The organism is Hylemonella sp. P2_B10 (assembly GCF_056404875.1).
In genome coordinates, this window is sequence record NZ_JBFUDE010000001.1 from 1,649,796 (window position 1) to 1,661,181 (window position 11,386).

General features: G+C 67.5%; 13 protein-coding genes. 2 read left to right on the top strand and 11 right to left on the bottom strand.

The window, feature by feature from the left end; genetic code table 11:
* Positions 1–218 precede the first annotated feature (218 nt).
* Both AC1DX2_RS07755 and AC1DX2_RS07760 read right to left on the bottom strand, forming a co-directional pair.
* Positions 219–560, bottom strand: coding sequence for a YciI family protein (locus AC1DX2_RS07755; protein ID WP_477195715.1), 342 nt, complete (start codon positions 558–560; stop codon positions 219–221).
* Between the two features lie 21 nt (positions 561–581).
* The gene (locus AC1DX2_RS07760) at positions 582–1,046 is read right to left on the bottom strand and encodes a MerR family transcriptional regulator (RefSeq protein ID WP_477195716.1); all 465 of its coding nucleotides are present in this window, start codon (positions 1,044–1,046) and stop codon (positions 582–584) included.
* Positions 1,047–1,130: 84 nt separating this feature from the next.
* Here AC1DX2_RS07760 and AC1DX2_RS07765 point away from each other — a divergent pair, with 84 nt between their 5' ends.
* Positions 1,131–1,430 carry a hypothetical protein gene (locus AC1DX2_RS07765; protein WP_477195717.1) on the top strand — a complete coding sequence of 100 codons (300 nt, stop codon included), beginning with the start codon at positions 1,131–1,133 and terminating at the stop codon, positions 1,428–1,430.
* Between the two features lie 48 nt (positions 1,431–1,478).
* On the opposite strand, the gene AC1DX2_RS07770 is transcribed toward AC1DX2_RS07765, so the two are convergent.
* A complete protein-coding gene (locus tag AC1DX2_RS07770; protein ID WP_477195718.1) occupies positions 1,479–1,856 on the bottom strand; it encodes a cupin domain-containing protein in 378 nt (125 codons plus the stop codon).
* A gap of 148 nt (positions 1,857–2,004) precedes the next feature.
* Here AC1DX2_RS07770 and AC1DX2_RS07775 point away from each other — a divergent pair, with 148 nt between their 5' ends.
* On the top strand, positions 2,005–2,910 hold the full coding sequence (locus tag AC1DX2_RS07775) for a LysR family transcriptional regulator (protein WP_477195719.1): 906 nt from the start codon (positions 2,005–2,007) through the stop codon (positions 2,908–2,910).
* A 3-nt stretch (positions 2,911–2,913) separates the two neighbouring features.
* Here the strand turns inward: AC1DX2_RS07775 and speG are convergent, their stop codons facing one another.
* The 8 genes from speG to AC1DX2_RS07815 form a co-directional block, all read right to left on the bottom strand.
* Positions 2,914–3,453 (bottom strand): spermidine N1-acetyltransferase, encoded by a 540-nt coding sequence (gene speG, locus AC1DX2_RS07780; protein WP_477195720.1) that lies wholly within the window; start codon positions 3,451–3,453, stop codon positions 2,914–2,916.
* 68 nt (positions 3,454–3,521) lie between these two features.
* Complete coding sequence (locus AC1DX2_RS07785; RefSeq protein ID WP_477195721.1) at positions 3,522–5,189, bottom strand: hypothetical protein; 1,668 nt, start codon at positions 5,187–5,189, stop codon at positions 3,522–3,524.
* Between the two features lie 68 nt (positions 5,190–5,257).
* Positions 5,258–6,121, bottom strand: coding sequence for a DUF726 domain-containing protein (locus AC1DX2_RS07790; protein WP_477195722.1), 864 nt, complete (start codon positions 6,119–6,121; stop codon positions 5,258–5,260).
* Between the two features lie 3 nt (positions 6,122–6,124).
* A complete protein-coding gene (locus AC1DX2_RS07795; protein WP_477195723.1) occupies positions 6,125–6,847 on the bottom strand; it encodes a hypothetical protein in 723 nt (240 codons plus the stop codon).
* Between the two features lie 134 nt (positions 6,848–6,981).
* Complete coding sequence (locus AC1DX2_RS07800; RefSeq protein WP_477195724.1) at positions 6,982–8,637, bottom strand: hypothetical protein; 1,656 nt, start codon at positions 8,635–8,637, stop codon at positions 6,982–6,984.
* A gap of 41 nt (positions 8,638–8,678) precedes the next feature.
* The gene (locus AC1DX2_RS07805) at positions 8,679–10,355 is read right to left on the bottom strand and encodes a hypothetical protein (RefSeq protein ID WP_477195725.1); all 1,677 of its coding nucleotides are present in this window, start codon (positions 10,353–10,355) and stop codon (positions 8,679–8,681) included.
* A 164-nt stretch (positions 10,356–10,519) separates the two neighbouring features.
* Positions 10,520–10,891: a hypothetical protein gene (locus tag AC1DX2_RS07810; RefSeq protein WP_477195726.1), complete on the bottom strand. Its 372-nt coding sequence runs from the start codon at positions 10,889–10,891 to the stop codon at positions 10,520–10,522.
* A gap of 8 nt (positions 10,892–10,899) precedes the next feature.
* Complete coding sequence (locus AC1DX2_RS07815; RefSeq protein ID WP_477195727.1) at positions 10,900–11,238, bottom strand: hypothetical protein; 339 nt, start codon at positions 11,236–11,238, stop codon at positions 10,900–10,902.
* Between the last annotated feature and the right edge of the window lie 148 nt (positions 11,239–11,386).

Consider the following 11,386-nt stretch of genomic DNA (forward strand, 5'->3'; position numbering starts at 1 on the left):
ATAACCCGTGGCCAGGGCGGCCGGGCCTGTGGTTGTCGGTGACCTTTGACGGTTTGTCAGGGCGCGGGAGACTTGACGCGTGCTTGTCCAGTTGATCCGGATGAAATAGTCAGATGTGATCAAGTCCGCTTTGGGCATGACACGCCATCAACCAGGGGCGGCCCTGCCGCCTGGAATCCGTATGTCGACCACAAGCGGCCGGTCAGCACCCTCCCCGCTCAAGATTCCGGGTCAAACATGATCTCGCGGACCTCCTGCGCGCACCGGCAACCTGCGGCGACGCGGGCGGCCCACACCAGGGCCTCGTCGCGCGAAGGCACGTCGATGATGCAAAACCCGCCAACGACGGCCTTGGTCTCAGGCACCGGGCCTGCCGTGATGCTGCCGTCGGGGGCCACGATGGTCGCTTGCTGGCGCAGCAGGCCACCGCCGAAGATCCAGACGCCGGCGGCCTTGGCCTGGCGGACCACGGCGTGCGAGGCCTCGCCCACGGCCGGCCAGTCTGCCTGTGGAATGTGGTCCATCGAACCATCATCGAACGAAATCAGGTACCGGGGCATGGTGTTGCTCCTTCTCGCGGCTCAGCCGCAGCAACCGCTTGGCGCGGCCAGGCGTGTATCCCTCGCGCTGAGGTCCTTCAAGATCGTGCACTTCGGAGCCGGCCCGCCGATGCACTGGTCGGAGCAGGCCCGCACAAACTTGCTCAGGCTGCGCTCCAGATTCTGCAGTTCCTTCAGCTTGGCCCGCACGGCCGTCAAATGCACCTGGGCGATGTCTCTGGCTTCGACACAGTCGCTTTCGTCACTCGATGACAGCAAGACCAGCGCACGGGTCTCTTCGATCGAAAAGCCGAAGTCCCGGCAGTGGCGGATCAGCGTCAGCACTTCCTGCACCGCCTCGGTGTAGACCCGATGACCGCTTGGCCTGCGCACAGGCGGCGGAATCAGGCCGACTTCTTCGTAGTACCGGATCGCTGACACGGCAAAACCCGTGCGCTGCGCCAACGCACCAATGCTCAATTGCCCTTCGCCCGGCAGGGGGATCATCACAAACTCCTTGCATCTCAAGTTACTTGAGGTCTTAGAGTCAGTGTACGGGAATACGCCCGGCCTCACCGTGAAATGGAAGTCATGAAGAAACCGATTCTCGCCCTGCTTGGGCTGGCGGGCGCCTGCGCCGTTTGCTGCTCCGTGCCCGCCGCCCTGAGCGTGGCCAGCGTGTTGTCATTGGCTGGTCTGGGCACATTCGCCTGGGGTGGCCCGACCATGCAAGTGGCGGCGGCCGGGTTGGCGGCGTTGACGCTGGCCGGTGCCGGCATCTGGTGGGCGCGCCGCCGCGCAGCCGTGTGCAAGACCGATCCCGCATTAGACGCCTGCGATTCGTCGGCCGGGTCCGGGTGCGGATGCCACCCGGCAGGCCCGGCGCGTTAGGGCAACCCGGCTCGCCGCGTCAGGTCATGCCTGCTCGCGCGTGCCGGCTCAGGTGCGCCAGGGTAAGGCCAGCGGTTCGCCGCCCGGCGCACGGGTGGTCACCGGCGTGGCGGCAAAGATGCCAATGGTTTCCAGCTGCCCCGGGCCCATGCTGAAGAACTGGTGCACCTGGTTGCGCGGCAGCACCAGCGTGCTGTTGGCGCCGAAGGGCTGCACCCGGCCTTCGCTGTGCAGTTCGCCGCGGCCGCCCAGGCACAGCACCACCTCGTCACAGTCGTGGCTGTGCGGCGGCGTGCCGTTGCCCGGCGCCACGCTCTGGCGCCAGACGGAAATCTGCTGCAGGCCATCGGCGGCGCCGGCCCAGGTGCTGTGCTGCAGGCCGGGCAATTCGGTGGCTTGCATGGGTGTTTGGTCGATCACGGGCATGCTGTTTCTCCTTTGAAAAGTCCCTGTGGATGTGTGCGGGGCGCTGGCCCTTGGCACTGCGTTGCCCGCATTGTGGGCAGGTTCGATTGGCTTGAGAAGCGCCGGCTATGCCGTATCATTAAGGATACTTATTCCTTAATTCGCACCCATGCAAGGCTTGCAGCAGTTCATCGCCTTCGCTGAAACCGCCAAGCACGGCGGCTTTGCCGCCGCGGCGCGCGAGCAGGGTGTGGCACCGTCCACACTGGCCAAGGCCGTGGGGCGGCTGGAGGCCTCGCTGGGCGTGAAGCTGTTCCACCGCACCACCCGGCTGGTGACGCTGACGCCCGATGGCGAGCGCCTGTTCCAGCGCTGCCAGCGCGTGCTGGCCGAGGTGGAGGACTTGCAGGCCGAGGCCGCCGGCAGCAGGGCACAACCCAGCGGCACGCTGCGCATCGACCTGCCGGTGTTCTATGGCCGTGAGTTCGTCATGCCGGTGCTGGCCCGGCTGGCGCAACAGCACCCGGCGCTGCGCATGGACATACGTCTGACCGACACCAAGATAGACCTGGTGCGCGATGGCGTGGACCTGGCCGTGCGCATAGGCCGCATGCAGGATTCCACCCTGGTGGCGCGCAAGATCGACCAGCAGGGCTTGGTGCTGTGCGCCAGCCCGGCCTATGTGCGCGCGCGCGGCGCGCCCAGGCGCATCGAGGACCTGGCCCAGCACCGCGCGGTGGTGTTCAGGCTGCCCACCAGCGGCCGCGACCGGCCCTGGCAATTCCGCCAGCGCGGCGTGGCGGTGGAGCTGGAGCCCCCACCCCACACCCGCGTGGGCGAAACCGAAGGCCTGCTGGCGGCGACCAAATTGGGCATGGGCATTTGCCAGTTGCCCGACATGCTGGCAGCCGCCCTGCTGGCGCGTGGCGAACTGGTGGAGCTGCTGCCGCGCAGCCGGCCCGAGCCCATGCCGATCCAGGTGGTGTACCCCTCAGGGCGCCTGCTGCCGCCACGCGTGCGCGTGGTGGTGGACGCGCTGCAGGGCGTGCGGCAGCAGCGGCCGCCGGCCGGCTGAACCCTAGCCTGCCGCCTTGCGTGCGGCGATGAACTCGGGCTGGAACAGCGCCATGCGCAGCGCGTCGCGGTATTCGCCGTTGACGAAGAACTCGCTGCGCAGCGTGCCCTCGTCGGTGAAGCCCAGCTTACGGTAGATGCCGATGGCGGCGGCGTTGTCCACGTCCACAATCAGGTACAGCTTGTACAGGTTGAGCACGAAGAAGGCGTATTCAATCGCCAGCCGCGTGGCCGCCTTGGCGTGGCCCTTGCCCTGGTGCTCGGGCGCCACGATGATCTGGAACTCGGCCCGGCGGTGGATGTGGTTGATCTCCACCAGCTCCACCAGGCCCACGCGCTCGCCGCCGTTCTCGACGATGAAGCGCCGCTCGGTCTGGTCGTGGATGTGCTTGTCGTACAGGTCGCACAGCTCCACGAAGGCCTCATACGGCTCTTCGAACCAGTAGTGCATCACCGTCTCGTTGTTGTCCAGGTCATGGACAAAGCGCAGGTCTTCGCGCTCCAGCGGGCGGATGCGCAGCGGCGGTGGGGTGGAGGTACTCATGGCGGGGGCGTCCTTTGGGCGATTTTCTCACGCGCATCCCGCCCACAACGCCCCCCACAGACAGGGCCTCAGGGTCCGCCACCGAACAGCGAGAACGGCACCCCGGCGAACACGCTGATGGAGCCCTTGGTGTCGCTGCGCCAGCCCAGCGACACGCCGCCGTTGAAGCCGGTGGGTGTGGCGGCCGACACGTCTGCGGCGCTGGAGAACACGCCCAGGTAGATCGGCAGCTCAACGGCCTTGACGCCCTTGTTGTTGTAGCTCAGCGCTGGCGCAATGGCGACCTTGCCCAACGCCTTGCGGAACTCGAAGGTGATGACCTGCGTCTTGCGGTCCACCGGCGCACCCACCGGGCCGCTGACGCAGTCGGTGTAGGGTGGTGTGGCGGACGGCGCGCAGAAGGACTTTTCTTCCTGGCTCTTCTTCGCACCGCTGTACGACCAGCGGGCCAGGAAGGCGTAGCTGGTGTCGTCGGGGATGTAGCCGCCCAGCAGCGCCACACTCAGCTGGCGGTCGGCCACACTCATGGGCTCGGGCACCTTCTTGGCGGCGGCCACGCTGGCGGGGTCGAAGGCGGTGTCGTAGTACTCCAGCCGGCGGTAGCCCAACGTGGCCTCCCAGCCGCCGAGCCAGAAGCCCGTGCGCTGCGGCGTCTCCAGCGAACGCGGCACCAGCATGCTGCCGCTCAGGGTGACGGATGCCGCCCCGGCCAGTTCGTTGAGCCGGGCGTTGTTGGCCAGCAGTGGCGACACGCCCTTGGTACCGGCGTCGAACGGCGCGTTCAGCGTCATGGCCAACTGGGTGTCGCGCCCGCTCCAGGACTCGAAAGTCTTCTTCAGGCTGACGTTGCCGCCACCGGCCGTGCTGGTCAGCGTCATGCCCGAGCCGCCCACATAGGCGGCCACGTCCGGGTGGTGCTCCAGCGCCTTGATGAACTGGGTCGCCTGGTGCAGCCCGGGCCAGGGAGAATCGGGCTTGTCGTCGTAGCCCAGCACTGCGTCGTCGCTCTTGAGCGCCAGGTCCGCCAGGGCCAGCGCCCGGTTGCCCGCCTTCCAGGCGTCGTCCCGCGCGGCCACGGCTTTGGTCACCTGGGCATGCACCTCGTCGCGCGCGGCCTGCGCCAGCGTCTTGTCGGCGGCCTTGGCCAGTTCGGGGCCTGCCAGCGTTTCGGCGCGCTGCTTGTCGGTGGCCTTCAGCTGGTCCTTCAGCGCATCGCGCGCCTCGACATACAACGCGTACGTCGCAGTGTCCCTGGCGGCGTCAAATGCGTCCCGGGCCTTGGTGAATTTCAGCTTGGCGGCGGCCAGGGCGTCGTCGGCTTTCTTGTCGGCCGCCGCTTGCTTGGCGGCTTCCGCCATGATGTCGGCCGTGCTCACCGCCGTGCCCTGGGCGGCATACAGCTGCGCGCGCGCGGCCACCGCGGCCTTGGCGGCTTTGTCTGCCGCCTTCACCGCTTCGCCGACCGCTTCGCTTCTTCCGCTGACAGTGGCAAAGGCCCGGGCCATGCGCTTGCGCTTGGCCTGGGTGTCATCGATGCTCACCATCCCCAGGCGCTGGAGCCGGGCGTCGAATTGGTCGGCGAGCCACTTGGCATCGCGCGCGGCCTCGTTGGCGCACTGCACCTGCAGGTCCACATCGGCCTTGGCGTCGGCCGTGCAGGCCTCCACCGCCCAGGCACTGCCCCCGCCCAGCAGACCCATGGCGGCAGCCGCCGCCCACACACAAGCTGTTTTCATACGTCCTCCCTGTCAAACAAAAAAGCGCCACCCCCAGCCACCCGGCTGACCCGGCGCCTACCCGGTGCCTACTTCAGCGCCGTGGAACCCACCTGCGCCGACCACACGGGTTTCCACAGGTCATCGGGCGGGTTGGTCGGCTCAGCGGTGGTGTCGGTGGGCAGCGCTGCGGGTGGCGGCCAGACGGCGGCCAGCGGGTCGCCGGGCAGGTAGTCCAGGTGGCCGTAGTCCCAGTCGTCGGGGGCCTGCCACAACGGCGCCACCTGGCCGGCGGCGGGGGGGCCGGCCGGGCCGTTGCGGCCCAGCGCCTCGGCAAAATACGGGTGCTGCCAGCGCACGATGTCGCCCACCAGGTTGCCGCTGGGGAAGGCGTATTCCAGCACCCAGTCCTCGCGCGAGGCCACCACGTGCACCAGGTCGACCTTGGCGGCTGCGTCGGCATATTCGTGCGACAGCGTGTCGTTTTCTATCGCGGCGGCCATCAGCACCAGGCGGCGCGTGCGCCGGCTCAGGTGCCGCACGGCCTCCAGCACCATGCGCGCACCCAGGCTGTGCGAGACGAAGGACACCGCGCGCGCGCTGGCGGCAAACTGGTTCAGGTAGCGCGCCAGCAGCTGGCCGCTGCGGATGGCCTCGCTGCCCTCCCACGGATAGTCAATGATGGGGAAGAAGCGCGAATCCCCCGGCCACAGCACGCCCACGAACAGCGTTTGCGCGGCAAGCTGGTAGCCGGCCTGCCACTGGCTGATGTGCGCCACGCCGGCGCGCCGCCCGACGTTGAAGCCGTGGGTGACGAGCACCAGGTCCTGGTTGCGCACCTGCTTGGCCAACTCGGCGTCGTCCAACAGGCGGTTGCCGTCGTCCCACAGCCTGGCCTGCCTGGCGGTGGAGCCGCCGCTGGGGATTTCGCGCAGGTCAATGAACCAGGTCATGCGCTACCTCTTGATGCCCTGCGCCAGCTTGACGCCCGCCGTCAGCGCCGAGGTGATGTCCTTGGCCAGCGGCGCCAGCGGCACCGCCACCAGGCCGCAGATCAGGGCCTGCCACAGCGGCGCACCATACAAAGCACCAAAGCACAGCGCCAGCGCCACAGCCACCGCGCCGGCAACCAGCTTGCAGGCGTTGCGGTACATCTGGTCGGCGCGCTGGTAGCCTTCGTCCAGCAGCGCCGTCAGCGCCACGTCGAAGCGGCCCAGCACATTGACCTCGGCGTCCTCCAGCCGCTGGCCCGCGTTCATCTTGGCGGCAACGCTGGCCAGCACCTGGGGGCTGACGCCCGTGCCGGCCGCAAACGACGGCGCCGTGACGGCCGACAGCTGCAGTTTCAGCAGCGACTTGGCAATCGCCTTCTGGTCAACCAGCGCCACCCCGTTGATCCAGTTGCCATGCAACGTGCCCAGCAGTTCGCGCAACGCCAGCGCGCCTTTGCTGTCCAACAGCGCCTGGCCCCTGGTGCGCAGTGCATCGCGCACGGCATTGAAGTCGCCGTCGTCCGGCGCCGGGCAGTACAGGCGGAACACTGCCGCCTCGATCTCGTCAAAACCAAAATTGGAAGCGCCGCCGCTGCGGGCGACCTTGCTGGCGTCCACCAGCGCGTAGGACGTGGTGCCCAGCGCGGCGATCGCCTCCACCATCTGTGTCAGTACCGTCTGCTCCATGGCGCCCTCCTGTGGCTGACGTGTGCGACGTCATCGGGCCACCGGCTTGGCCGTGACACCGTTTTGCCATGGATGCTAGGGAATCCGCGCCCGCGCCGCATCCACCGGTTGGTGGATAAAGCGCAGCGGGTGGCCTACGCCGGCGCGAACTGCCAGCCGCTGGCCGCCAGCCCCACCAGGCCCACGTGCTGCTGGTTGGTGGTGGACAGCGCCATCTCGGCCATCCATGCGGCTTGCGTGGTGGTGTGCGCGTTCAGCGGCGCCACCAGGGTGGCCAGCGTGGCGGCACTGGGCGCCTGGCCGTTGACGTTGGTGTAGACGAACTTGACGAAGCTGGTGTTGTCCGCGCCGCCGGCAAAGGCGGCCATGATGCCCGCGTCCACCAGCAGCGAGGTGCCGGTGGCCACGCTGGCGCCGCTGTCGAAGAATTTCAGGAACGTGCCGGCCCAGCCCTTGTCCTGCGCGAACAGCGAGCCCAGCGTGGCCGCCATGGTCAGCACCGCCTTGCCGGCCGATTGGTTGACGCTCATGTCCAGTGCCAGGCCGACGTCGGCAAAGCGCAGCCGCTCCACGTTGAGCAGTTGGTCTGCGCCGTCGTTGCCGGGTTTGATGCGCGCATCCGCCACGGTGAGGCCAGCTGCGGCCACCGGCCCCTGCTTGACCAGGTAGTCGGCCAGCTTGCTGCCATAGATGGCCACATCGATGCCACCGCCGCCATCTATCGTGTCGTTGCCCGAGTTGCCACGCAGCACATCGGCGCCGGCACCGCCTTCAAAGTAGTCCGCGCTACCGCCGCCGGTCAGGGTGTTGCCGTTGTCGTTGGCGTAAAACTCCATTTGCGCGGGCCCTGTCGACACGGCATTGTTGATGTGCGTGCCGTAGGCAATCCACACATTGGGAATGGAATAGGTCGTGCTGCCCTTGTAGACGAACACATCATTGCCCAAGTAGCTGCCATGCCCTTCGCGCAGGTCGATGATGGAGTAGGTGGCGCCGTTGTAGGCGATGGTGTTGTTGCCGCCGCCGTCCCACAGCGTCTCGTTGTAGAACTTGTCCACCGCGTCCGTGTAGGTGTAGGTGGTGTCTCCCGCGTTGTAGTTCGTGTTGGGCCCGTACATGGCTTGCAACAACGCGATGTCCAGCAGCATGGGGGTGGTGGGAAAGAAGTTGAGCCCATCCATGCCCGGGAAGCTGGCGTTGTAGCGGGTCGCCAACACGGTGTATTCCATGCCGTTGAAGGCGCTGGGCAAGGCTGTGGCCCCCAGGGGCGGGTTGCCCGCGAAGTTGGCGCCCAGGCCCACCAGGATGCCGGCCAGGATGTCCGGGTAGGCGTAGTCCCCCGCGAGAAAGGGCGAGTTGGCATAGGGCGTGAGCACCTCGCCGTTTACCCATTCCTTGAAAGCTGGGTTCAGCCAGACGTCCCCGGCCGATGCCTCCCCGGCGGGGCGGTAGGCCGACACGTCGGCGTTGAAGGCGTAGCTGCCGGAAAAGCCCACGCGGATGTCGCCCACCGAGGTGGCTGTGTCCGCTGCCGCGGTCAGCGTCAGGCCACACACGTTGGAGATGCTGGCCATCATCTGTGTCACGGCGGCTTGCTGTGGGGCGCTCAAGCCCTGCACCGCCGCAGTCAGGCCGGCGTAGTAATAGACGTCAAACACCGAGTTCGGCGTGATGAAGCTGTAGGTCAGCTGGCCGGTGGCCCATTTGGTACCGGACAGCAAGGCGTCAACCAGGTTGTTGCCCGTGGCGCTGATGCTGATGGCGGGGCTATAGCCGCTTGGCGTGGGCATGTGTTGTTACCTTGTTTGGTGGCGGGGATGGGCCGTTCGCGTCAAGCTTGGTACTGCCAGCCACCGGCCGCCAGCCCCACCAGGCCCACGTGCTGCTGGTTGGCGCTGGACAGCGCCATCTCGGCCATCCATGCGGCCTGCGTGGTGGTGTGCGCGTTCAACGGCGCCACCAGCGACGCCAGTGTGCTGGCATCGGGTGCGGCACCATAGACATTGGCATAGACGAACTTGACGAAGCTGGTGTTGTCCGCACCGCCGGCAAAGGCGGCCATGATGCCCGCGTCCACCAGCAGCGAGGTGCCGGTGGCCACGCTGGCGCCGCTGTCGAAGAATTTCAAGAACGTGCCGGCCCAGCCCTTGTCCTGCATAAAGCCAGGCCCCAGCGTGGCAGCCATCACCAGCGCGGTCTTGCCGGCGACGTCGGTGGCGGCCATGTCCAGCGCCACGCTCACGTCGGCAAAGCGCAGCCGCTCCACGCTGATGAGGGTGTCCACGCCGTCGTTGCCGGCCCCGGTGCGCGAATCGGCCATGGTGAGACCCGCCTGCGGCGTGGCGCCGGGCTTGAGCACGTAGTCGGCGCGCTTGCCGCTGAAGACGGCGGTGTCCGCCCCGGCGCCGCCGGCCAGGATATCGTTGCCCGCATTGCCGCGCATCACGTCGTTGCCGGCGCCGCCGGTGAAGCTGTCGCTGTCGCTGCCGCCGGTGAGCGTGTTGCCCTCGTCATTGGCGATGAAGCTCATGGCGGCGCTGCCGCTGGCCGTGGCGGTGTTGATGTGCGTGCCAAAGGCGATCCATACGTTGGGGATCACGTATGTGCTGCCGTCGGAGTAGGCAAACACGCTGTTGCCAATGGTGCTGCCGTGGCCCTGGCGCAGGTCTATGGTGGAGGCCTTGGCGCCGCTGTAGACGATGGTGTTGGCGCCGCCGCCATCCCAGATGGTCTGGTGGTAGAACTGGTCCTTGTTGTCGTTGAAGCTGTAGGTGGTGTCGCCCGTGTTGTAGTTGGGGTTCACGCCATACAGCGACTGCAGCGCCTGGATATCCAGCATCATGGGCGTGGTGGGAAAGAACGTCAGCGACGTCACGTCGGGATGCTGCACCGAACGCACGCCGGCCAGCACCGAATACTCGAAGCCCATGTAGATGTCGGGCAGCTTGATGCTGTTGAAGGGCGCTGCCAGCTCGGCGTCCCCCATTTTCAGCCCCAGGCTCTCGAGGACCGCCCTGATGCCGTTGTAATACGTGAGGCTGCCGGCCTGGAAGTCACTGGTGCCAGCCGCGCCGTTCGTGAACTTGCCCAGGTAGCCCTCCTGGCCCGCCGGGTTGAACCACTGGTCCCCACCTTCGGGTCCCGAGGACGGAAAAAATCCGGAGAACGCGCCGCTTTGCGCGAAAGCGTAGCTGGTGGAAAAGGCAAACCGCAGGTCGCCCACAAAGGCAGACGACTCCGGCCCACCCGGCGTGATGGACAGCAGCATGTAGCTGCCGATCTGCTTGGCGATCTGGTCCATGGCGGCCTGCTGCGTGGCCGTGAAGGCCTGCACACCTTTGTTGACAGTGGGGGCGCTGTAGGCAGAGAAAAATGCCGAACCAGGGCCGGCAAAGGTGTAGAAAACGTTGGTGGTGACCCACTTGGAGCCCGCAAGCAGGCCGTCGATCTGGGCATTGCCCGTCAATTTGGCCAACGCGACCGATGAGGACGAGTCTGGTCTCGGCATAGCGCACCTCCCTGATTTGTATTTGAAGCCGTGCCGGGGTCACTCCCCAGGCAGATGCGGCTCGCGCGCGACTCGCACTATAGGCGAAAACAATCACCGCGCCGGGCCTGCTGTTGCGCCGACGCGTCGAGGTGTTTCCCTAAACCTTCGCCGCCGCGTCTCCTTCAGCGCGCCCGCGCCCGCCAGCAATTGGCAAACATGCGCAGCCCCGCCAGGTGGCTGCCGTCCCAGGTGGAGCGGGTCAGCTTCAGCATGCGGCGCACCACGGCTGGCGGCAGGCGCTGGGGAATGTATTCGGCCTGCAGCACGCGGCGGTATTGCAGCGGCACGTCGTTGAGCGCGCGCTGCACCTCGATGGCGCTGAAGTCCGGCATCAGCGGCTCGCGCGGCTCGCGGCGCACCTCGGCGTCGCGCGGCGCCACATAGCGGTGTTCCAGGCTGCCGCAGTGCTGGCGGCGGAAACGGTCCATGGCCCAGCGGCCATATTGGGCCAGCAAGCGGTCGGCTTCGTTCAGTTCGGAGGGGATGCGGATCATGATGGTGCTCACAGTTGAAAGGGGTTGTGGGCGCTCAGTGCCCTCGGCGTGGGTTTTTCCGTCGCAGTGGCTGGGGCGCAGCCACGCGCCCTGGCACGGGGCCGGGCGGGGGTGGTGTCTTTGATGTCGACCGGGACCAGGTTCTTGGCCAGTTGGTAGCAGCGGCGGCCCTGCACGCTGGTGGCGGCCACGGTGCCCTCGGCCAGCAGGGCCTGCAGCGTGTTGCCCACCACGTGGGCGTTCCAGCCGGTGATCTGGCGCAGTTGCTCGCCCGTCAGCGCGCCGTGCTCCAACAGCCGGGCCAGCGCGTAGGGACGCGACATGGGCATGTGGCGGGCGGCGTTCATGGCGCGGCTCCGGCCACACCGCCCAGGGCCGCCTGCGCGGTCTTCAGCGTGTAGTGGCTCACCGCCTCGCCGGCCTGCGCGCGCGCCACGATGTGGCGGGCCCAGCGCAGGTCGCGGCCGCCGCTGCGGGGCTCGGCCTCCGCCAAGC

Bases quoted from the DNA above. Each gene is read 5' to 3' on its own strand.
- AC1DX2_RS07755 (WP_477195715.1), bottom strand. From the start codon at position 560: ATGCCCCGGTACCTGATTTCGTTCGATGATGGTTCGATGGACCACATT.
- AC1DX2_RS07760 (WP_477195716.1), bottom strand. From the start codon at position 1,046: ATGATCCCCCTGCCGGGCGAAGGGCAATTGAGCATTGGTGCGTTGGCG.
- AC1DX2_RS07765 (WP_477195717.1), top strand. From the start codon at position 1,131: ATGAAGAAACCGATTCTCGCCCTGCTTGGGCTGGCGGGCGCCTGCGCC.
- AC1DX2_RS07770 (WP_477195718.1), bottom strand. From the start codon at position 1,856: ATGCCCGTGATCGACCAAACACCCATGCAAGCCACCGAATTGCCCGGC.
- AC1DX2_RS07775 (WP_477195719.1), top strand. From the start codon at position 2,005: ATGCAAGGCTTGCAGCAGTTCATCGCCTTCGCTGAAACCGCCAAGCAC.
- speG (WP_477195720.1), bottom strand. From the start codon at position 3,453: ATGAGTACCTCCACCCCACCGCCGCTGCGCATCCGCCCGCTGGAGCGC.
- AC1DX2_RS07785 (WP_477195721.1), bottom strand. From the start codon at position 5,189: ATGAAAACAGCTTGTGTGTGGGCGGCGGCTGCCGCCATGGGTCTGCTG.
- AC1DX2_RS07790 (WP_477195722.1), bottom strand. From the start codon at position 6,121: ATGACCTGGTTCATTGACCTGCGCGAAATCCCCAGCGGCGGCTCCACC.
- AC1DX2_RS07795 (WP_477195723.1), bottom strand. From the start codon at position 6,847: ATGGAGCAGACGGTACTGACACAGATGGTGGAGGCGATCGCCGCGCTG.
- AC1DX2_RS07800 (WP_477195724.1), bottom strand. From the start codon at position 8,637: ATGCCCACGCCAAGCGGCTATAGCCCCGCCATCAGCATCAGCGCCACG.
- AC1DX2_RS07805 (WP_477195725.1), bottom strand. From the start codon at position 10,355: ATGCCGAGACCAGACTCGTCCTCATCGGTCGCGTTGGCCAAATTGACG.
- AC1DX2_RS07810 (WP_477195726.1), bottom strand. From the start codon at position 10,891: ATGATCCGCATCCCCTCCGAACTGAACGAAGCCGACCGCTTGCTGGCC.
- AC1DX2_RS07815 (WP_477195727.1), bottom strand. From the start codon at position 11,238: ATGAACGCCGCCCGCCACATGCCCATGTCGCGTCCCTACGCGCTGGCC.